We start from the raw sequence: 21039 nt of genomic DNA, 5'->3' as shown, positions 1-21039 counted from the left end.
ATAGTCCTTATAGTGTTGCTTTTATCGTATTGAGCTTAATTAACTGGCACTGCCATATAAGCGCATTGTCCAATTTTCTATACTTTGCAGTTCGAGTCGACGTTGCAATGAATTAACCCAACTTTGTGCTAAGCCTTCACATGCAAGCAATGTCTGATATTGCTCCGCATCAAACTCAGCTAAGAAATAAATCTGCATGGCTTTCGCTACGCTGATATCGGTTTTTCTCTCGAGTAAGACAATACTGTCTCGAGGGCGAATATCGCCTTCAGACAACACCCGATAAAACCAACCACACATTCGACTTTCTTGCATGGCTAAAGCAAATTTAGGGTGACTAAATTGTAAATTTAGCTTAAAACAAGGTGATCGAGGCTGAGTCACTTGCAAGGTGACATCGCCAATTTGCACAATATCACCTATGTTAATTTGAGTTTCATTTAATCCAACTGTACTAATATTTTCACCCATTGAAGGCGCATCACGAAATGTTGGCATTAAATCCCAACGGCGGTATTGTCCATAATGCTCCCGAGGGAAATGATGCAACACTCTATCAAGCCCACCATGATGCTTAGAGTCTGCCTCATTATTACCCACCACGTGATCAAATTGCACTGTAAGCTGTTTCACGGCATGCTTTTGGTTAATACAACTGGCAACACCATTATGCATTTGCACCTGATCACCTAAATAAAGTCCAGAAATACCACTAACCAATCGTTTACTCATCCTGCAAGCCCTTGCTTAAGCGTTAATGCATAAAGTTAATATACTCAATTTTCAGTTAAAAAAAAGCCTTACTCGAAGAGTAAGGCTATAAAAGAATGGAAGATAATACTGTAAAAATAATAGCTAAGAACGATCTCAGCCATGAGACAAGCAAAGTCTATTTAGACAAACTCATCATAAAGGCCAACAATGACACTAAAATGACAAACCAATATTATTAGCTTTACCCGAACATGCACCCAACAAACATAATATTAATCATCGACATTGACTAAATAGCGTTTCAACGATTCGCCTGGAATTGAGCTTTGTGTCGCGACAGCAAATGACGCCCACAGCGCACCTTCATGCATAGCATCAATAATCGACATCTGTTGGCATATCCCATGGATCACTCCTGCGGCATAAGCATCACCCGCCCCCGTCGTATCGACCACCTCAGCAATCACAGCAGGCACATGTTGTTCGCCATCAGAGCTGTAAACAGTCGCGCCTTGTTCACCATCGGTAACAATAAAATATATTAATGATTCACCAGCAATGGATTTAGCAAACAACCATGGTGTGCTATTACAACGACCTTGCATATCTGTAATTGAAGCTATCAACACATGGCAAGGGCGATGGCGCTCATCTTTAGCTAATTGCGATATCACTTTGCATTGAGGGTTAGATGCAATAGCATTTGCCGCCCAAACACCCGCACCTTTTGCTGATGAGTTAATATAAAAAGCATCCCAATGTTGCCAATCGGGTGGCGCAGGAAGCTCAAAAATAGGCCGTTGTGGTCTAATAATGGTACGCTCACCATCGGGTGTCATTACCAATAACATTTCGCAAGTATTACCCTCAAAACGATGCACCAAGCGACAATCAAGCCCCAAAGTACTCGCCTTAGCTAAAATCCAATCACCAATCTCATCACTACCTACTTCGCTCACCAAAGACACATTGTGATTAGCCCACACTAAACCCAAACCAGTATTGGCTCCACCGCCGCCTAAACGCAGCCCACCGTCTTGATAATGAAATCGACCACCGGTTTGCAGTGGTTTATCGAGACGTAAAATACGGTCACAATTAATGTTGGCAAGCAAAAGAATATTGGCCATGCAACTCACCCAAAAAATAGCTAAAAAGAACCTTGAGTATAATACCAATCACGTTAATTATCTGTACCGTTTAGAACGATTTAAAGCGTTCAACTCAAGACACGTCAATGGTGTAATAATCCTCTTGTAAATGAAAGGAACACTCGCGGTATCAAGCATAATAAAAAGGCCGTGATAATCACGGCCTTAAATTGCTCATCACAAGACAAGATTACATATCTGTATCGGTCAGTGGTTGACGCAATTGGGCGCGCACATTGTCCATGCCAGAATAAAACTCCTTCATCATCAAAAGTCCTAACATTTTTCCATTATCGGTCACAATCAATTCATCAGGGTTTACAGGATCATTTTTAAGGGCGCCCATGGCTTTCATTGAGGCCATTTCTTTAAACAGAGCGGTGTCTAAATTAACGTTAAAAGTATCACGGAAATATTGACGCGATAAGCGCCCTGAAAACATCCCCAATAAGAAACGATATTGCATCACCTCTTTTAATTGATACTTTTTCTGTTGTTCAACTGCCATGCGCCCTTCAGCAATGCGTTGTTGATATTTTTTCAGAGAGAAGGTGTTCACATATAACGTATCATTTAAAAAACTAAATGACCCCGAACCCACACCAAGATATTCATCATAATCAATTACATACTCGTCAAATCCTTCATCATTCGTTTTACCAAATGCCCAAGCTGATAGTTGTGTATATTGCCCTGTTAAACGATTTAAAATTTGACGGTACTGATTAACCATTTCGCCATGAGGTGCTGCTAAATTATTTTTAACACTCTTACGGGTTTGGTGGGTAACCATCAGTGGATAAGTGGTAATTTGACGTGGATCGAGCTTAGAGGCCATTTCAAGATCAGACTGAATAATCTCATCAGTTTGACCACGAAAACCAAAAATCAAATCCACATTGATAATAGGAAACAGCTCTTTAGCCGCCATTATACGGTCAAAGGTTTGTTGACCAGAGCCAAATTTGTCTAAGCGATCGGTCATCTTCAAAATGCCATCGTCAAAGCTTTGTACCCCAATCGACATTCTGTCGACTAGCCCTTTTAGTTGCTTAAACTCAGGGTTGGCTAAATGTTGCGGGTCAGACTCACAAGACACCTCTTTAATGCCAGGAAACAAGTTTTTTGCATGTTCTATGGTGCGAGCTAACTCATCTTCCAACACCGTGGTCGTGCCGCCGCCAATGTACATTGACTCAAACTCATAACCTAAATCTTTGGCCATTTGCATTTCTTTGCGCAGTGCAGCAAAGTACTCCCGCGCTTTGTCTTCGCGGAATAAAAAACGGTGAAATGTGCAAAATGAACACAAAGTATGGCAAAACGGAATATGCGCATACAACATGTATTTTTTACCTTCAACAGGCTTAGGCATGCGATCAGTCGAAATAGTGTCAAGACGTAGATTTTTATCCACATAAAACTGCATAACCCGCTCCATCGAACTGATCATCCAATTGGGTACGGTAATATTAGACTGATAAGGTTTAATCAACTCTTGGCTGGCTGATTGAATAATTGAAGACATAAAAAATCCTAACTGAATGAAGCCCTGAGAGCAAAACCATTGATATAAAGCGCTAGACGCAAACGCACACAATAAGCAGATAGCCAAAATATCACTTTAGATATAGCTAAAACGTGAACTAGCTAATAGATATGCAAACTAGCATGGATAACGCGACCCATTTGTTAAGCAGATCATGTTTTAGACACTGCTGTTAAGTCTCAAACAAAAGAGTTTAATGGCTTGTAAATAAAGTAAATTAATTAGCATCAACAACCAAAGCCTGATGCGCATTAAATCAATGCAGGTAAACCGGAATGAATAGATATTAAGCATCAACCAATTTAAATGAAATCATAAACAAGGTTTGCTGATTAGGATACACAGCTTGAATAAGCTGCTTTAGCTCAACTAATGGCAAGCTTTCTTGGGTGGCATGAAACTCATTAATATCCTTAAATGCTAATGGCTCAACCGCCAAAATAATGATATCGCATACCTTAATATGGTTTTCGAGCGTAAACACTTCAACCTGGCTGCCGGGCTGGTAATGATTTTCGCTGGCATCACGAATGGTAATTGTCTTCAGCCCTGATGCAACTAACGGCGTTAAAAACTCAAAAAAGGTCATTTCCGTAGGGGCAGTCATCAATGGTAACCTTAATAAAAACATTACGTACCCACTAAGAGCACATTCGTTAAATTCAAATTTGAATTATAACCTAGCGCACTCGCCAGGGCTTTGATCAAAGTAGCGCTTAAATTCACGACTAAATTGAGCCGTACTCTCATAACCCACTTGGGTTGATACTTCTTTAACTTTTAGATTTTGCAGTTGCAATAACGCTTTGGCTTTATTGAGGCGAATCTTTTTTAAATATTGAATGGGTGATGATGCGGTCACTTCTTTAAAACAACGATGAAATGCCGACGGACTCATGTTAACTAAGCTTGCTAACGTGTCTACTTCAACCGACTCACCATAATGTTTATGAATATAGCTAAGGGCCTTTTCAACCCTCGATAAACGAGTATGACTCAACGACAACGCATAAAGCGGAGCAGCATTTGGTGAATCCAATAGGCGATATAACAACTCAAGCACTAATGCTTCGCCCATTACTTTGGCTTCTAACGGCGACTGTAAGGCTTGTAATAATCGAATAACGCTGCAATCCATATCTTCAGTATTATCAGAAACAAAAAAACCAGTCTGACGAGATTCGTTTAAATTTTTGGGAATTTGATGATGCTCATCCATTAAACGAATAATGTAATTTAGTTGCACTAAATCTATATCTACCATCAGCACCAACACAGGCTCTTCAATACTGGCAAAGGTTTCACATTCTACTGGCAAGGGGACTGTCATCACTAATGAGCGCTGGCGGTCGTAGTCGAAGGTTTGGTTATCAACATAAACCCGCTTTTTACCTTGTCCGACAATAAGTACACCTTGTGAATAGCACATCGGTCCGCGCGCGCCATATTGCGAACTACGAAACACATGAACACCGGATAAATGCGTTTTATTAACCCCTTCTTTTGGGGCAAGCTGTGCCATTAATGTTGCGATTTCACTCATCACTTTCACCTCAAAAAATATGACGCTAATAATACCAAAAAAGCACTAAAAGGTATTAAATTTAATAAAAAAACATCATCCTTAAACAATAAAGATAGGAATAGGCATGAAGACGGTAGTTATATGTATGTTTATTTTGACTCAAAGGGCTATCATAACCACATGATTTATTATCGCTGTTGTATATAAACAATTCATATACACAATCAGCCAACTATTTGTTTCACCGCTAAACCAAAAGGCACCAATTATGCTTAATTTTGATTATCGTAACCCTACTCATGTTGTTTTCGGTAAAGACCGTATTGCAGAGTTAGACCAACTTGTTCCAGCCAATGCGCGAGTATTAATCACTTACGGTGGCGGTAGCGTGCAACGTTTCGGTACACTCGATAAAGTTAAAGCCGCATTAGGTAATCGCACAGTATTTGAATTTGGTGGCATTGAAGCCAACCCTAAATACGAAACATTGTTGCAAGCTGTAGAAGTTGCCCGTAAAGAAAACATCGACTTCTTATTGGCTGTTGGTGGTGGCTCGGTTATGGACGGCACTAAATTTATCGCATTGGCGACTCAATTTGATGGCGATACAGCCAGCTTATTACATCACGGCTTCACCCCAGTTCCAGTGGCTAATGACAAGGTTATTCCACTTGGCGTTATTGCTACTCTGCCAGCTACGGGTTCAGAAATGAATGCCTTTGCAGTGGTCAGCTATCAAGGTGGTAAGTTCCCAGTAAACCACCCATGTGCCTACCCAACATTTGCCATGCTTGATCCTGAATTAACCTTCAGCTTACCAAAAATTCAAGTGGCCAATGGTGTTGTCGATGCATTTGTGCATGTGCTTGAGCAATATGCAACGTATCCTGTTGATGCCCGCGTACAAGACCGCATGGCAGAAGGCATTATGCGCACCTTAATCGAAATTGGCCCTATCACTGTTGAAGAGCCAACTAACTACGATGCCCGTGCTAACTTAATGTGGAGTGCTACATCGGCCTTAAATGGCATGATAGGCACAGGCGTGCCATTAGATTGGTCTACTCACATGATTGGACATGAGCTAACCGCACTGTTCCATATCGACCACGCACAAACGTTAGCCGTTGTATTACCATCGTTATGGCGCGTATTGAAAGAGCAAAAACACGCTAAACTAGTACAATACGCAGCACGTGTTTGGGATATCACTGAAGGTGATGAAGACAGTCGCGTAGATCAAGCCATTGACAAAACTGAAGCTTTCTTCAATCAAGTTGGCTTACCAACACGCTTACGCGATCACGGTGTAACGCAAGATCAACTCAGTCTAGTAGTTGATGCTTTAGAAGCACATGGTATGACCGCATTATCTGAAAGTGGCAAAGTAGACTTGGCTACCAGCCGCAAGATTTTAGATATGGCGTGGTAATAAATAGTGCTTATCACTAAACGATGAACTCATTCATCGTTTAGACTTGAGTGACTATCAGATACCAAAAAAGGGCTTAGCAATGATATCATTGTTAAGCCCTTTTTGTTTAGGCAAAGGCGCTGCACATTCGTGCTATGGGTGAGACATGATGACGGCTAGCTAAATTTTAACAAGCTTGACTCGAACATTGAAAACTTAACAACATACTAGGGTCTGTTGATCTTTGCAGGTTAAATTTTGTTCGAGATAAAAACAACCTTGAAAGATTAACAGGCCCTAATGCGGAGTAACGCTTGAGAATAGGTTCATTATCACTACACCTGCAAGAATTAACGTCATCCCCACTAGCGCACCTACATCTAATTTTTGCCCATACATCACCCAAGCAATAGCCGTAATCAATACAATCCCAAGCCCAGCCCAAGTGGCATAAGCGATACCAACAGGAATGTTTTTTAACGCTAACGATAGAAAGTAAAAAGACAATACATAGCCAACAACAACAACAATTGAAGGTACCACTCTTGAAAAACCATCGCTTGCTTTAAGCGCTGACGTGGCAACAACTTCAGTTAAAATAGCCACACTTAAAAATATCCAACTTTTCATTTTTGCTTTCTACACAGATAAAACAGCCGCGCAGTATAAAGATTAAACAGTAATAAGCAAAAAAAAAATTCAGCCAAGCACCATTGGTCACACTACGGCAAAATTCATCCTCAAATTCAACAGGCTCTATAAATAGAGATGGAGAGTAAAAGCAAGCTTATACCCCCATTTCAACTGCTTTTTTAGGCGTAAAACTACTGCCGATAGAAGCGATTATCACGAGACATATAGCGGCCCACTGCAACAAGGTCAATTGTTCACTTAAAATAACAAAACCCGCTAATGCCGCAATGGCAGGCTCTAAACTCATCAGCACGCTAAAAGCCTGTGTCGGCATATTTCTAAGGGCTATCATTTCTAAAGAATAAGGTAAGGCGCTAGATAACACCCCAACCAATAACCCAAGCGGTAACACTTCCCAGCTAATTAACGCGATACCTTGGCTCACAGCACCAACAGGCACAAGCACAATGGCTGCCACTGTCATGCCAAGCGTCACAGTAATACCTCCCGAGGCCTGTTTACCCGTGCGAGTACCAAACAAAATATAGCCAGCCCAACAGGCGCCAGCACCTAACGCCATTAATGCACCAACAAGATCAAGGCCTTGTGTGCTAGATAAATCTGGCATCAAAAGTAAAATACCTGCAATGGCACAAGCAACCCAAAACAGATCGCTTTTTCGCTTAGAGCTAAATAAAGCCACAGCCAAAGGCCCCGTAAACTCAAGGGCGACAGCTATCCCTAAAGGAATGCGTTCTATGGCTAGGTAAAACAGAATATTCATCCCTCCTAAACACAGACCATAAATAATAATACTCTGCCAATCTCGACCTTGAGGTAACGCTCTCCACGGGCGAAATACTAACCACAACACCGCAGCAGCAAACCCTAAACGCAAAGCTGTAGTCCCCTCAGGTCCAACCAAAGGAAAAAGTTGCTTTGCTAACGATGCACCGGATTGAATGGTCACCATAGCGAGCAACACACTACCGACAGCGGTCAGAAGTACACGGTTGATTTGCATTTGAAATACGCCTAAAAATGAAAAACCTAAGAGCCGGTATTCTACCTGAGCCAAACTAAGCCCTGCTGCAATTATTGCAGCCAAGCACAGACGTCATACCATTGAGATACAGGTAAGCATAAACCCAAGTTTAACAATCCCATTTTATCTAGAGCTGGCTCTTCCTCCATACATGCATTCATTTAGTAGAAGAGCCCTCACCATTATGTTGTCACACTATAAGGCAATTCCTTGTATTTTCATTCATCATAGGCTTATGTTATTAATATGTTAATGGCTATTATGCGTATTTTCCTGCGTAATGTGGATTTAAACAATATCAATGATGGAATTGGGTGGCACAGTGCAAGGACTTACAACTGTTCTATTTATATTACTGCTGTCTATACATATACCGGTAACAACTGCCCTGCCATTTTCTAACCAAGGGATGGCACTGCAAGCCAGCATGATATTGGCACAATGTCAGACCAGAATAAAACAGCAGTCACCTCAAGCTAGTTTGAACTTTTGCAGCCAACAACTTAACGCATTAAACACTGAAAAACATCCTCTTATTGCAGCCAAGCTGCAACTGAGGTTATATGATCTTTACCAAGAGTTAGGTCATAATTCTGCTGCAGAAAAAATACTTGTAGACGTTAAAAACAGCGCTACTTTCACCCAAAATGTCGAGATACAATACCTTTGGTTACGTAAAAAAGCTGCAGAGAAACTCTATAAAAAAGCTTACCTAGAAGCCAAAAGTCTATTCGAACAGGCTTTCAACATTGCTAAAACCGAACACTCTGAAATTTGGTTAGCTAAAAGTTATAATGATCTCGCACTTATAGAGCAATATTTAAATCATTATGCCAAAGCGCTGGGTTACTACCAGAAAAGTTTAGCCATAAAAGAAGCTTTAGGTAATGATTTTTATACCGCAATTACGCTAAATAACCTCGGCCTTATTTATAAAAAATTAGAAAAATATCAAGAATCCCAGCACTATTTTGAACTATCACTTGAGCACTACTTACTTTATACCAGCAATAATGTAGACCTAACAGCCATCAGTTATATGTCGCATTTGTATGGCAACCTTGCTGAAATATATAATATAAACAATGAATTTAATAAAAAGAACTTTTATAGCAACAAGGTGATAGAGGCTTACAATGATAACCTTATTGGCGACGATAGACTTTCAGCATTAATCAATTTAGCCATCATCCATATTAACGCCAATGAATTTACCCCCGCTAATGAAGTGGCACATATATTATCGGAATTTTTAACCCGTGATGATCATTCATTTCATGATGTAATTTATTATTTAAAAGCCCAAATCGCGACTCACCAAAACAACACGTCACAGGCCATAGCGTTTATTGAAAACGCAATGGATTATAGTGATGCAAAACAAGATTCACTGCAAAAAATGGACATCTACCGCTTTGCTAGTGAGCTTTACTATGACAATGGACGCCCTTATGAATCCCTCGTGTATCTAAAGAAATACCAAACCTTACATGAAGCTTTACTTGAAAAAAAATACAGTGAAAATATCAAAGTTATTCAAAGTGACATTGAAAATGAACGGGTACAGCGTGCCTTAGCAGAGGAGAAGGTTACCAGTCAGCAAAAAAGTCAAAAAATTGATAAATTGCTCAGCGTAATCTTGGGGATCACCAGCATTAGTTTACTCGTTGGGTTCGTTGTCAGCTTTTATATTTATAGAAAACGTAAAGCCCAACAGCATTTAATGACCATCATAGAATCCCATAAACAGCAATTATTTTTGTTGTCTAATGACGACACACAAGATCAAGAAGATGACACTCAACAGCAGGTATCAGCTACCCTATCGCCTTCAGAGCTTACAGCCACTTTTGCAAAATTGTTGGTGAACACCATGATTGATTGCATCAGTATTTGGGAAAAAAGCACCAAAAGCAATAAAGTAGAATTGGCCGATAGGAGCCAAATCTGGACAATTTCTATCGACTCAGGTCGCCTCAGAACACGTTCTTTAGATAAATATTTGCATGTCAAAAAATTACCCGACAACCCACGTTGGCGCAATGTGGTAAAAACATGTCACTTTATTTTGTCCGAATGTAATCTGTCCAGCGATGATAGAGCATTATTGACCTCGCACCTTGATCGTATTATGCAGGTAATCAAAAGTGAGTCTCTTGGTGCAAAACAACCATTATACTATTAAGTTTATCCCCCCTTTTTCATTACCGGTTGCAATAGTTTAGCCTTATTTACCCGCTCTCTTACCAATGGTTTAAGCCCCTTTTTATACACACAACTAAATGTTATCCCTTCAGCCAATACATAATCACTTTGCTGTGCCGTTGCAGGGTTGAGCCCCACTAAAAAACTGTTTGGCGCAATAAATTTAGGCATTAGATTATTATTTTCATCTTTAATATTAATCGCGGCATAAGCATTACACATTGATACAGCAACAAGCCCAGCAATATTAATTCTATTCGCCACCGTATTAAGAGAGGGGCTGTTCGTAGATTGTTGCAGTTTATTAAATGGATCTATCACACCATGGAAACCACCATATTCCTCAATTTCTATTTCTGGTTGTTGCAACAGACGAGTTTGCATCGGTTGTGATGCACCATCAGCAACAGCAGCGTGATCATTGTGTAAACTAACTTGTTTACTCAACATCCACCTTTCTATATCAAAGAATTGGGCTCGGTAGTGGTACTGTTTTACGATATCCATTTCACTAAGTTCAAAAGTAACTTCCGTTTTTATTGCTGTATTCACAGGAGTAAGATCATTAAACGCAAGTTGATGAGCAGACACGCTACCAACGCAACTCAGTAGAGTCATTAGGGTTAATGTGTGTTTCATAAAATATCCTTTTTTAGAATGAATGCATCACCTTAAACGCTAAGCATTTCCGTTGTTATAGTCTACAAAATAGTAGGGTAAAATTGGGTAAAACTGAAAACAACCCTATTTTAACCCTCTAACTTTACAGACTTTTTTATCTGACCTGTTAATTTTAAGTCAGCTTAAGTCATTAAGCATGATTCAAACTTTTACCAATCAGAATAAGGAAAGTCAGGATGAGTATACTTAAAAAAACATTAATCAGTTTATGCCTAGTAAGTACATCAGGTATGGCCGCAACAACCCAAATTTCAGCAAACGTAACAGCAGATAATGATTTCATTGTGGTACATTCTCCAGGTAATGGTAGTTTACCTAGTGTGATATATCGCGGCGCAAACGGCAGTGAATGGAAAAAAATCGAATCGTTCACATTCGATATCGATAGCTCGGCACAATCATTAAAGTCTTGCTCAGTGAGTGTGATTGCTTGGGGGGATGGCAAGGTTTCACAAGGAATGGCAGCCATATTCAAAGGCGACAATACTATTTACACAGGGTCAGGGCATTTCAAAGCATATCAGTCAACGACGCCATCGTCCGGCTGGGCACAAACTGGTGGTCCCAATGCGAATCAAATTAATAGTTTGATTACAGGAGCTTTATCTAACGGTCAATCGCCTTATCTATTTCCTGGGTCTGTCGCAGGTGGAACCTCGCCTTGGGGAACAATGAGCTTTCCTCTTGCCAATAACGTTAATAGCAACACTTTCCGTTGGGCATGGTCTACCCATAATCTAGCTAAAAAAACCTACTCTGTCTTTACCGCACCTTGTGACGATATGGTTAAAGCAGAGCCGATTGCGCAGCATATGCCTGGTGAGCATTTCCAGTGTTACGGTGTACAAAAAGCCGACAAACTCCGTGAAGAAACCATCATGATCGAAGATCAATTTGGTAAAACCCGTGCAGTGTTAGGTAAACCGGTATTACTGTGTAATCCCTCGAATAAAATTCACAATGACAAGCGTTATAAAATACAAAACGCACAACGTCATCTAGTATGCTATGACTTCGTAAAACAGAATAAAGTAAAAAAACGCAACCTGCTTATCAATAACCAGTTTGCTCCAGATGAATTAGTCAATGATCAGCGAGAGCTATTTTGCGTACCTTCAAGTAAAAAGCATTTAGACCGAGTTAAACCCAACAAACCAATCAAAAGGGAAATAGGTAGAGCAGAAATGAAGCCATTGAGACATCAATAAAATCGGAGTGACATTTTATTCATTAACGTCAGTGGGGTTACCCACTGATTTTTCATTGTTAAAGCTCTACGGCCTTAATCAAAGATATATTTTTTACAATAATGGCGAGGACAATAATCAGGGTTCAAGTGCGCTTAAGGGCATTGAGCATTAACGTTGCTTGTCCGACGATAGAAACAACGAAAACACCCAATCTTTAATGCCATAACCTAATAGCAATAAAAGTAACGTATACTATTTGGTCATTTAAAATAGCATCAAGTCGCAAAACCTTCTGGCATACTTTCTTGATGACCATTGACTGACAGTTTTTGGATTATTCCTACTTTACTAGGGTAAAGCTCGCTCAAGTCAGACGCCAAACCAGCAACAAAACATGTTCCCGTAAATCCTGGCGCCATAGTACAGCCAAATAATGCATACCGACCGCCGTCATTGAGACACCCCGCCTGCCATACCCCTGCTGGAATAACATACTGAACAAGTTGCCCTTCTAAAGGGTTAGGCCCCATCACAATATCTTCTGTTTTTCCGTCGGGATACAATAAATAAAGTGTAAAAGGGTCGCCACCGTATACATGCCATACTTCGTCATAGTCAAGCTTATGAAAACATGACAAACTTTGAGGCGTATTTGAATAAACCCCAATCATCGCGGTTCCAGCAGGGCCATTTTCTGCCGTTTGCTGGGTGGATCTCCAAGTACTCTTAAATAACGTTCCTTCAACAGGTAACCTGTCAAAGCGATAATGGCGTAATATCGATGCGGTATCAGGATGAACAGGTTTGTTATTAAAACTTTTCAAATCAACCACATCAATAATGGCATCAACATTTAACGGACCATATAGATGCGGGAATGCGTCTTCCTTAAGCGTATCACTCAATAAATTGCCGACCGGAGCTTCGTAACGAAGTTCAGATTGCAATAAGCTAACATCAATGACTAACAGCATCAGATCTTCCGCTTGCGGATAGAAACTGTTTACCACTTCGCCAACCTGATCGTAACGACAAAAATGAATGAACCCATCAGTCTTGATGCTCGGATCAATATATGTCGTTTGCTGTAAAATAGTAGAAACTTGATTGTTGGAGACAATACAAAATACACATGCATCTATCGGTTCGACCATGTTAATCCTTGGTTTTTACTGGCTAAAGCCATTTCAAAAAAGAGTAGATAATGAGAACTTAATTTAAGGTACGCTTTCTCATTGAGTAATGTAACGTCTGTCAATATTCATTTCGACAAATATCGATCAAGAGGGAAACAGCTAAATAATATTACCGATTTAAAACAACAGAAGTTTGATATCAATCAAGTAGAGTATCACTTGTTATTAATACAAGGGACTATTGACCTTTCAAGGTTGTTTTTGCAGCGAATTGTTGGTTATTACTTAAACACGAGCTACAAGACAGAGGCATTGTAGTGTAGTTATTCTACATTAAAAGCCGATAACGCTGTATAAATGACCAACAAACGCTGCCTGGAGGGTTCGGCGAAAAACGGCACTAATTCACTGAATCAAAGTGAGACCAATTCAATTAATTAAGTGATCAATCAGTTTGAGGCACAAGGCAGGCATCGTTATGTGACCTTGGCCATTAGCTACATCTCTTGCTTAATTTGACCATAAGCTAACATAGCAAACAGTCCTGTTCCGCCAATAATGTTCCCTATTAACATTGGTCCAACATGGTGCGATAGCGCAGTGATAAAGTTCATTTCTCCGTTTAATACAAGAGTGAATATCTCATTGGAACCAGCAATAACGTGGGTAAACTCTCCTGCGGCAATTAGCCATGTAAACATCATAATCACCAACACTTCAGACCCTTTTGATGATGGTAACATCCACACTAAAGCTGCAATAAAAAAGCCCGCAGGTATGCCTCGCATTAACGTCTCTGAAGGCGTTAGCTCTGCTAAATGACGTGATATTTGCAGGATAGCTGTTAGGATATCTTCTGTGAGTATACTACCGTGCACGACAATCGCCGCGGTGAAAAAAGTGCCAACAAAATTTGCCGCTAATACTATTCCCCACAAGCGTGCAGTACAAACCAGGCGGTGTTGTGTGGTGTTGGCGAGTAGCGGCAGTACTACTGTTATAGTGTTTTCAGTAAAAAGTTGTAGTCTCGCTAAAATAACCAAGACAAAACCAAAAGTGTAACCAAGGCTTTCAATGACCGACAAATAAGGGTGGTCGGCACCAATATTACTTCGGATAATACCTTCTGCTAAAACAGACGATGAAATACCGATACCTGCAGCAATTCCAGACCACCACAACGACATCAGCGGCCTCTCCAATTCCTCCAAGCCTTCACGTAAAATAATGGAATAAACAGTAAGCGATGACAAACTGCTATGCTCAACCACGGCTTCACGTTCTGAACCTGTTAGCGATATCTCTGGTTGCGTCGGCTGCTTTTCCCGCGTCGCACGTTGAACAACCTTGTCGCCAGACTGCATATCGATGTTTTCTGGCAGCCTTTTTTTCTCGGTCTGAACAGGTCCTTGTTGTGTCATATTGCTATCCTTATCAACCTCAACCCTAGCGTCATAGTGCCATTTGAGTACATAAGAATAGACGCTTTACGTGACCTATACAACAAGGAGCTTGAGCCTGCAGAATAACGAAAAAACCAAAAGGTAAACCCAAATATCGTAAATTATTAAGCAAATAACCTTATGTAATTATCTTTCAAGCTGGCGGAATCTATAGGATAGTAATACGACGACCCACAAACTTAATTGCCATTTTGTTGCGGAAAATGCTTAATAAATTCTATTTTACTATTTGTTATTGAGCCATTATTTTCATAGCCCGATATTTGATACCCACTCGTAATAAGCATTTGCAGCATGGCAGGAAACTGGTTCATGGATTTAACGCTTATAGCATCAAAACCGTTATCTACCACCCAAGACTCTTGCAGTTGACGCAGTTGAGAGGCCACTTTCATTTTTCGATGTTCAGGTACAACACCGCCTAACCAACTGTAAAATTGGCTGTCAGAAATTCCATAACCCACTTTAAAACCCACTGGTTTAGCATTGAAGCGAGCAACTAAAATTAAATGGTTTTTCCCTGCTAGCCTACTATTGATCATGTCTGCAGATATAGTATTTTCAAATTCTGGTATTAACGCTAAGATCGCCAAAATATCTGATACTAACCCAAAACCAAATTCGTATTTCATCACACCACCAACTGATCATTATTTTACATACTAACTATTAACCTGACCGCTCTATACCAAGTATAAACGCATTACAGAATGCTTTTTAAAGCCAATCAAGTCCATGTATTCGGCAATCTACCCAGCATAAGCGCAAAGGACCCAAAACGCTAAGTCCACCACAATACACGACTATATAATATAATCATGCTTCGTCATGCCTTCAAATTACCACTTTTTATTACTCATTGTGTAGAGGATTACGACAAAACCAACCGGTCTACTAACGAAAGTATTATGATAATTTGATACATAAAGATTGATTCGTCCATAAAAAAACACCTTGCCAGTTATCGACCAAGGTGTTTTTATCGCTGCTATCGACATGGTGTATTAACACCTGTTAGCAGGGTTATTCTTTGTATTTCAAGGTGCCATCGGCTTTGATTTCGTCGTACCACAAATTATGGTGCTGAGAAGCCCAGTTTTCGTCACAATAGCCCGATACCATGCACTCCATACCACCTTCGCTGAGCACGGTCGCCATCCAAATATGGACAATGGTAAACGCGATTAAAATTACTGCACTTACACCATGTACCAGAAGGGCGATTATTGACCAAACTCGGGGTAAATCAAGCGAGGGAAAGACTAGCATGATTCCGGTTACACTGATGCAAAGCCCGAATATAGCTAACGTCCAAAACCACATTTTTTCACCCGCATTGGCAAAACCACTGTCTGGATGCTTGCCTTTAAACGGACCAAAATTAATGTAGCCACCCACCACTAAAAACCATTTTAAATCGTATAACTTAACGGTTTGTAATGGCATCCACTTGATAACACACACCAACCAAGACACCATAAAGATAGGTCCTGACCAATCATGGGTAAACTTACTAAAGGCGATAATCCCTGCCCAAATACCGTCACCGACATAGGGGGCTAAGATATGACGCCCAAGCATGATGACCAAACCGGTTAACATCAGCATTAGGCAGGATATCGCCATAATCCAATGCACCCAAAGGTCAGCTTTACTCCAACGAAATACCATTTTACCAGAAAAGCCTTTACTCAGTTTGGATGGACCATTGACAAAGTAAAACACTAAAAAGGCCGCAAACATACCAACAACAGCTAAGCTGATTGCAGGTTTTAGGTACGTATTTCGTAATATCTTGCCTTCATTACCAGCAACATTTATCAACATATCAGCATCTACGCCTTTGTATGTGCTGTAGCCAGTTTCACCCGCCTTTATTGCACGCCAGAGATCTGCATCACTGGTCATCGCTTTTGCTTGTTGCTGGCTTGATTGTTCATCGGCAGCATACACCGACGATGTAACAAATCCCAATCCCATACACAGAACCAACAGAGCAAATATCCTGCGCAATGATTTGTTTAACGTTAAAGTTAACATTGTCACTCCTTAATATGGCTGCGAACACTGTCGCAGCCCATGCTCTGGTTAGATCATTTCACCGGTTTTAGGGTTGTAACCCCAAATCTCATTCGGATTACCACGAGTTGCCATGCGCTGACGGTAAATGTCAGACACAATGCCTGCGTCACCCGCAAGTAACGATTTAGTGGCACATAACTCTGCACACATTGGTAACTTACCTTCTGCAATACGGTTAGAGCCGTATTTTAGACGCTCGGCTTCTGAATGATCTTCTTCTGGGCCACCGGCACAGAAAGTACACTTATCCATTTTGCCACGGCTACCAAATGCAGTCTTTTTAGGGAACTGCGGCGCACCAAATGGGCAAGCATAAAAGCAGTAGCCACATCCGATACACGTATCTTTGTTATGTAGCACAATGCCATCTTCGGTGCGGTAGAAACAATCGGCCGGACATACAGCCATACATGGTGCATCGGTACAATGCATACATGCTACTGAGATTGACATCTCACCAGCAACACCGTCGTTGATAGTCACCACGCGGCGACGTTGAATACCCCACTCTAAAGCAGAGTCGTTTTCGTTTTTACATGCTGTGACACAGCCATTACACTCTATGCAGCGCTTGGTATCACATAAAAATTTCATTGTAGCCATGTTGGCAATTCTCCTCGCTTAACTGCAATTACGCTTTTTCAATCTGACAAAGCGACGCCTTGGTTTCCTGCATTTGAGTCACAGGATCATAACCATAGGTCAATGCAGTGTTAGCTGATTCACCGATAACGTAAGGCACCGTGCCTTCTGGGTAGTTTTCCGCTAAGCTCTCACCATGCATCACACCAGCAAAGTGATAAGGCATCCAAGTCACACCAACCTTAACGCGTGGAGTTACCATAGCTTTAATCTTAATTCGTCCACCTTCTGCACCTTCTAACCACACAGTATCGCCATCTCGTAAACCACGATCTGCAGCATCGGCGGGGTTAATCTCAACAAACATTTGCTGTTGAAGCTCGGCAAGCCAAGGATTAGAACGAGACTCTTCACCGCCACCCTCATACTCAACTAAACGTCCACTTGTCAGTACTAGCGGATATTTAACAGAGCAATCACGGTCTTGGATTGATTTGTATAAGGTTGGTAAACGGTGAACTTGTCTGTCGGCATACGTTGGATACTTAGCAACAAGATCGCGACGAGGTGTATATAATGGTTCACGGTGAACAGGGACTTGATCAGGGAAAGTCCACACTATACATCGTGCTTTAGCGTTACCGTAAGGGATACAACCATGTTTCATTGCTACACGCTGGATACCGCCAGAAATATCAGTTTTCCAGTTTTTACCTTCTGCATGCTGTTTCTCTTCAGCGGTTAGGTCATCCCACCAACCAAGCTGCTTGAGCATGTCGCCCGTAAATTCAGGATAACCATCTTGAATTTCTGCACCTTTAGAGAAGCTGCCTTCAGCTAAAAGATTTTTACCTTTGTATTCAACGCCATAGCGAGCACGGAAATTACCGCCACCCTGTAACACATGTTTACTTGTGTTATACAGAATTTGAGTACCTGGATGTTTCTGTTCTGGTGTTCCCCAGCATGGCCAAGGCAAACCGTAGGTTTCACCTTTAAGTTCGCCACCTTCCGCCTCAAGGGTTTTAAAGTTAAATAAACCCCAATTCTGGGTATGCTGCTTAAGACGTTCTGGACTTTGACCTGACATGCCAATGGTCCACATACCGCGGTTTATTTCGCGAGTAATATCTTCAATCACCAATAAGTCGTTTTCGTTTTTCGCGATTCGCTTAGTGTATTCTTTATCAATACCAAGCTTTTGCGATAGACGATACATGATTTCAAGATCTGTCTTTGATTCAAATAATGGATCAATGACTTTTTCACGCCATTGTTGGCTACGGCCAGAGTTAGATACAGACCCTTCTGTTTCAAATTGGGTCGCTGCTGGCAACAAATACACACCATCTTGGCGACGGTGCATAACACCTGCCATTGTAGGGAATGGATCCACAACAACAACCGTTTCCATCTTGTCTAATGCATCACGTACATCTGACTGACGAGTTTCAGTGTTAACTGATTGGCCCCAAAAGAATCCCAAACGAATTCGATCTTTTTGCGCTAACTTTTCAGGGGTTTCTAACACACCATCATGCCAGCGAGAACATGGAATACCAGGGGTGTTCATTGGAACGCGACCTAAATATTCATGTTGATCAAAGCGTGATTTAACCCATTCAAAATCTAGGCTCCACACATTACTCCAATGTTCCCACGCTCCAGAGGTTAAGCCGTAATAACCAGGTAAGGTATCAAACAACAAACCTAAATCCGTTGCGCCTTGAACATTATCATGGCCACGGAAGATATTAGTGCCGCCACCAGATACGCCCATGTTGCCAAGTGCAAGCTGTAAAATACAATAAGCACGTGTATTAGCATTACCAACGTGATGCTGAGTACCACCCATACACCAAACAACAGTACCAGGACGATTGTCTGCCATTAATTTAGCTGCTTGGTAAACGTCTTCCTCTTTACAACCAGTTATGCTTGCCACCTCTTTAGGTGGAAACTTCTTGGCTTCTTGACGAATGGTTTCCATTTCAAACACACGTTCTTTGATAAAGGTTTTATCTTCCCAACCATTTTCAAAAATATGCCACAACATACCGTATATAAAAGGAATATCAGTACCTGGACGTAAATCGCAATGCAAGTCTGCGTGTGCGGCGGTACGAGAAAAGCGAGGGTCAACAACAATAAGTTTAGCGTTGTTTCTCTCTTTTGCGGTTAAGATATGCTGCATGGCAACCGGATGCGCTTCTGCAGGGTTAGCCCCGATAAAGAAGATTGCATGCGCATTCTGAATATCATTAAAAGAGTTGGTTTGCGCACCGTAGCCCCAAGTGTTAGCAACACCCGCTACCGTGGTAGAGTGACAAATACGTGCTGAATGGTCGACATTGTTTGTGCCCCACATTGCTGCAAGTTTGCGATACATATAGCAGCCTTCGTTCGAGAACTTAGCACTACCCATGAAATATACAGAATCAGGTCCAGATTCTTTTCTGATGTCTAGCATCTTGTCGCCAACTTCGTTGAAAGCTTGCTCCCAAGATATTTTTTTCCACTTTCCGCCAACCAATTTCATTGGGTATTTAAGGCGTTTTTCACCATGGCCATGTTCACGTAAGGCTGCACCTTTAGCACAGTGACCACCTGCATTTATTGGATGGTCGAATGCAGGCTCTTGGCCAGTCCATACACCATTTTGTACTTCAGCGTATAAACCACACCCTACTGCACATGCGCTACATACAGTACGTTTGATTTCTGTTGGCGCATTGTGTGGTACATCTTTCGCCTCAGCGCGACGTATCATACCTGTGCCCATCATTGAAGCTGCCGCAATACCGCCGGTAGCTACACCCATTTGCTTCATGAATTGACGACGATTAATACCAAGCTTGTTTGAAGCTGTATTGGTAGGAGTCGTATTTGACTTGCGAGTTAATTTCATCGCTTTAATTCTCCTAAACTAGCCACGTAAGCTATCGTAATAACTGCGAATGTGGGCTGTTTCTTGATAGCCTTTGGTGTTAATAGTGCTAGCGCTTTGCTCAGTTGCTTTAGCAACCTTAATGCCTGTCGCTGCAATCGCGACACTTGCTGTACCACCAATAGTAATGGCTTTCAGCAGAGCTCTGCGATTCAGATCAGGTTGTTGCTTACTCATGTAATCTCCCATCGAAAAGGACTCTTTTCTGTAAACTTTGCAAACGTTGCACAATTGTTACAGACGGTGACTTAACACTATATAAAAATACAGTGGTTAGTTTTCGGGGAGGATACTAAAAAAAATATGAACGGGTTGAATTGATCTACATTAAGAACATAAAGAATTATTGATATAAATAGTCAAAAATACCTTTTAGATCACATGGATAAGTGTTCGATAATTCAACAGTGTTATTTATTAAACATATCGGTTTAGGCCGTGTTATTTTTGTGTGAAAAATATGTTTTATGTGCGCGTCCAGCACACTTCATTTCATTGGCGTTAACCAGTACGAAAATAATCAAATAAGGTAAGTAATACCAACACCATCAAGGATATGTTCGCTCTGTCATACTCAACTTTGCAACTTGAGAAGTAATACCAATCCTATTAAATATGTGATCTTTCAGCGGGAGTTCAAAGTGCTGTAGGCAAGGCAGATGATTGAAGCGAATAGTGATCCTCGGTAACAAGCTCCTGCGTTACTCTACCTCCAGCATCTG

18 protein-coding genes are annotated in these 21039 nt (G+C 41.1%); 3 read left to right on the top strand and 15 right to left on the bottom strand.

The genetic code is table 11. From position 1 onward, the window contains the following. Window positions 1–39 precede the first annotated feature (39 nt). From ACWXWT_RS09305 to ACWXWT_RS09285, 5 genes are all read right to left on the bottom strand, one after another. Window positions 40–732 (bottom strand): MOSC domain-containing protein, encoded by a 693-nt coding sequence (locus ACWXWT_RS09305; protein ID WP_456041305.1) that lies wholly within the window; start codon window positions 730–732, stop codon window positions 40–42. Window positions 733–986: 254 nt separating this feature from the next. After that, window positions 987–1844, bottom strand: coding sequence for a PfkB family carbohydrate kinase (locus tag ACWXWT_RS09300; RefSeq protein WP_456041304.1), 858 nt, complete (start codon window positions 1842–1844; stop codon window positions 987–989). A gap of 211 nt (window positions 1845–2055) precedes the next feature. Beyond that, window positions 2056–3393 (bottom strand): coproporphyrinogen III oxidase family protein, encoded by a 1338-nt coding sequence (locus ACWXWT_RS09295; protein WP_456041303.1) that lies wholly within the window; start codon window positions 3391–3393, stop codon window positions 2056–2058. A 307-nt stretch (window positions 3394–3700) separates the two neighbouring features. Continuing rightward, entirely contained in the window at window positions 3701–4021 is a 321-nt protein-coding gene (gene yqfB, locus ACWXWT_RS09290) for a N(4)-acetylcytidine aminohydrolase (protein WP_456041302.1), read from the bottom strand. A gap of 66 nt (window positions 4022–4087) precedes the next feature. Next, a complete protein-coding gene (locus ACWXWT_RS09285) occupies window positions 4088–4957 on the bottom strand; it encodes an AraC family transcriptional regulator (RefSeq protein ID WP_456041301.1) in 870 nt (289 codons plus the stop codon). A gap of 250 nt (window positions 4958–5207) precedes the next feature. Between ACWXWT_RS09285 and ACWXWT_RS09280 the strand changes: the two genes are divergently transcribed. Next, the gene (locus ACWXWT_RS09280) at window positions 5208–6371 is read left to right on the top strand and encodes an iron-containing alcohol dehydrogenase (protein WP_456041300.1); all 1164 of its coding nucleotides are present in this window, start codon (window positions 5208–5210) and stop codon (window positions 6369–6371) included. Between the two features lie 279 nt (window positions 6372–6650). Here ACWXWT_RS09280 and ACWXWT_RS09275 read toward each other — a convergent pair whose 3' ends face one another. Both ACWXWT_RS09275 and ACWXWT_RS09270 read right to left on the bottom strand, forming a co-directional pair. Further along, window positions 6651–6983, bottom strand: coding sequence for a DMT family transporter (locus ACWXWT_RS09275; protein WP_456041299.1), 333 nt, complete (start codon window positions 6981–6983; stop codon window positions 6651–6653). 157 nt (window positions 6984–7140) lie between these two features. Continuing rightward, entirely contained in the window at window positions 7141–8010 is an 870-nt protein-coding gene (locus tag ACWXWT_RS09270; RefSeq protein ID WP_456041318.1) for an EamA family transporter, read from the bottom strand. Between the two features lie 343 nt (window positions 8011–8353). Here ACWXWT_RS09270 and ACWXWT_RS09265 point away from each other — a divergent pair, with 343 nt between their 5' ends. Then, window positions 8354–10216 (top strand): tetratricopeptide repeat protein, encoded by a 1863-nt coding sequence (locus ACWXWT_RS09265; RefSeq protein WP_456041298.1) that lies wholly within the window; start codon window positions 8354–8356, stop codon window positions 10214–10216. Between the two features lie 2 nt (window positions 10217–10218). On the opposite strand, the gene ACWXWT_RS09260 is transcribed toward ACWXWT_RS09265, so the two are convergent. Continuing rightward, window positions 10219–10875 carry a hypothetical protein gene (locus tag ACWXWT_RS09260; RefSeq protein ID WP_456041297.1) on the bottom strand — a complete coding sequence of 219 codons (657 nt, stop codon included), beginning with the start codon at window positions 10873–10875 and terminating at the stop codon, window positions 10219–10221. A gap of 218 nt (window positions 10876–11093) precedes the next feature. Here ACWXWT_RS09260 and ACWXWT_RS09255 point away from each other — a divergent pair, with 218 nt between their 5' ends. After that, window positions 11094–12125 carry a DUF7450 family protein gene (locus ACWXWT_RS09255; protein WP_456041296.1) on the top strand — a complete coding sequence of 344 codons (1032 nt, stop codon included), beginning with the start codon at window positions 11094–11096 and terminating at the stop codon, window positions 12123–12125. A 257-nt stretch (window positions 12126–12382) separates the two neighbouring features. Here the strand turns inward: ACWXWT_RS09255 and ACWXWT_RS09250 are convergent, their stop codons facing one another. From ACWXWT_RS09250 to ACWXWT_RS09220, 7 genes are all read right to left on the bottom strand, one after another. Then, the gene (locus tag ACWXWT_RS09250; protein ID WP_456041295.1) at window positions 12383–13261 is read right to left on the bottom strand and encodes a cupin domain-containing protein; all 879 of its coding nucleotides are present in this window, start codon (window positions 13259–13261) and stop codon (window positions 12383–12385) included. A gap of 479 nt (window positions 13262–13740) precedes the next feature. Next, window positions 13741–14664: a formate/nitrite transporter family protein gene (locus ACWXWT_RS09245; RefSeq protein ID WP_456041294.1), complete on the bottom strand. Its 924-nt coding sequence runs from the start codon at window positions 14662–14664 to the stop codon at window positions 13741–13743. A gap of 221 nt (window positions 14665–14885) precedes the next feature. Beyond that, window positions 14886–15338 carry a GNAT family N-acetyltransferase gene (locus ACWXWT_RS09240; protein ID WP_456041293.1) on the bottom strand — a complete coding sequence of 151 codons (453 nt, stop codon included), beginning with the start codon at window positions 15336–15338 and terminating at the stop codon, window positions 14886–14888. A gap of 391 nt (window positions 15339–15729) precedes the next feature. Next, window positions 15730–16746, bottom strand: a complete 1017-nt coding sequence (locus ACWXWT_RS09235; RefSeq protein WP_456041292.1) for a formate dehydrogenase subunit gamma — start codon at window positions 16744–16746, stop codon at window positions 15730–15732. Window positions 16747–16794: 48 nt separating this feature from the next. Next, window positions 16795–17391, bottom strand: coding sequence for a formate dehydrogenase FDH3 subunit beta (fdh3B, locus tag ACWXWT_RS09230; RefSeq protein ID WP_456041291.1), 597 nt, complete (start codon window positions 17389–17391; stop codon window positions 16795–16797). A 28-nt stretch (window positions 17392–17419) separates the two neighbouring features. Beyond that, window positions 17420–20278 (bottom strand): formate dehydrogenase subunit alpha, encoded by a 2859-nt coding sequence (locus ACWXWT_RS09225; RefSeq protein WP_456041290.1) that lies wholly within the window; start codon window positions 20276–20278, stop codon window positions 17420–17422. 18 nt (window positions 20279–20296) lie between these two features. Continuing rightward, on the bottom strand, window positions 20297–20494 hold the full coding sequence (locus ACWXWT_RS09220) for a formate dehydrogenase (RefSeq protein WP_456041289.1): 198 nt from the start codon (window positions 20492–20494) through the stop codon (window positions 20297–20299). Window positions 20495–21039: the final 545 nt, after the last annotated feature.

This window comes from Shewanella sp. A22, assembly GCF_053850585.1.
The sequence above is the reverse complement of the archived record's forward strand: the minus strand, read 5'-3'. Positions and strand labels throughout refer to the sequence as shown.

What these genes read in the sequence shown, in the direction of transcription:
- ACWXWT_RS09305 (WP_456041305.1), bottom strand. Translation starts at nt 732, where the DNA reads ATGAGTAAACGATTGGTTAGTGGTATTTCTGGACTTTATTTAGGTGAT.
- ACWXWT_RS09300 (WP_456041304.1), bottom strand. Translation starts at nt 1,844, where the DNA reads ATGGCCAATATTCTTTTGCTTGCCAACATTAATTGTGACCGTATTTTA.
- ACWXWT_RS09295 (WP_456041303.1), bottom strand. Translation starts at nt 3,393, where the DNA reads ATGTCTTCAATTATTCAATCAGCCAGCCAAGAGTTGATTAAACCTTAT.
- yqfB (WP_456041302.1), bottom strand. Translation starts at nt 4,021, where the DNA reads ATGACTGCCCCTACGGAAATGACCTTTTTTGAGTTTTTAACGCCGTTA.
- ACWXWT_RS09285 (WP_456041301.1), bottom strand. Translation starts at nt 4,957, where the DNA reads ATGAGTGAAATCGCAACATTAATGGCACAGCTTGCCCCAAAAGAAGGG.
- ACWXWT_RS09280 (WP_456041300.1), top strand. Translation starts at nt 5,208, where the DNA reads ATGCTTAATTTTGATTATCGTAACCCTACTCATGTTGTTTTCGGTAAA.
- ACWXWT_RS09275 (WP_456041299.1), bottom strand. Translation starts at nt 6,983, where the DNA reads ATGAAAAGTTGGATATTTTTAAGTGTGGCTATTTTAACTGAAGTTGTT.
- ACWXWT_RS09270 (WP_456041318.1), bottom strand. Translation starts at nt 8,010, where the DNA reads ATGCAAATCAACCGTGTACTTCTGACCGCTGTCGGTAGTGTGTTGCTC.
- ACWXWT_RS09260 (WP_456041297.1), bottom strand. Translation starts at nt 10,875, where the DNA reads ATGAAACACACATTAACCCTAATGACTCTACTGAGTTGCGTTGGTAGC.
- ACWXWT_RS09255 (WP_456041296.1), top strand. Translation starts at nt 11,094, where the DNA reads ATGAGTATACTTAAAAAAACATTAATCAGTTTATGCCTAGTAAGTACA.
- ACWXWT_RS09250 (WP_456041295.1), bottom strand. Translation starts at nt 13,261, where the DNA reads ATGGTCGAACCGATAGATGCATGTGTATTTTGTATTGTCTCCAACAAT.
- ACWXWT_RS09245 (WP_456041294.1), bottom strand. Translation starts at nt 14,664, where the DNA reads ATGACACAACAAGGACCTGTTCAGACCGAGAAAAAAAGGCTGCCAGAA.
- ACWXWT_RS09240 (WP_456041293.1), bottom strand. Translation starts at nt 15,338, where the DNA reads ATGAAATACGAATTTGGTTTTGGGTTAGTATCAGATATTTTGGCGATC.
- ACWXWT_RS09235 (WP_456041292.1), bottom strand. Translation starts at nt 16,746, where the DNA reads ATGTTAACTTTAACGTTAAACAAATCATTGCGCAGGATATTTGCTCTG.
- fdh3B (WP_456041291.1), bottom strand. Translation starts at nt 17,391, where the DNA reads ATGGCTACAATGAAATTTTTATGTGATACCAAGCGCTGCATAGAGTGT.
- ACWXWT_RS09225 (WP_456041290.1), bottom strand. Translation starts at nt 20,278, where the DNA reads ATGAAATTAACTCGCAAGTCAAATACGACTCCTACCAATACAGCTTCA.
- ACWXWT_RS09220 (WP_456041289.1), bottom strand. Translation starts at nt 20,494, where the DNA reads ATGAGTAAGCAACAACCTGATCTGAATCGCAGAGCTCTGCTGAAAGCC.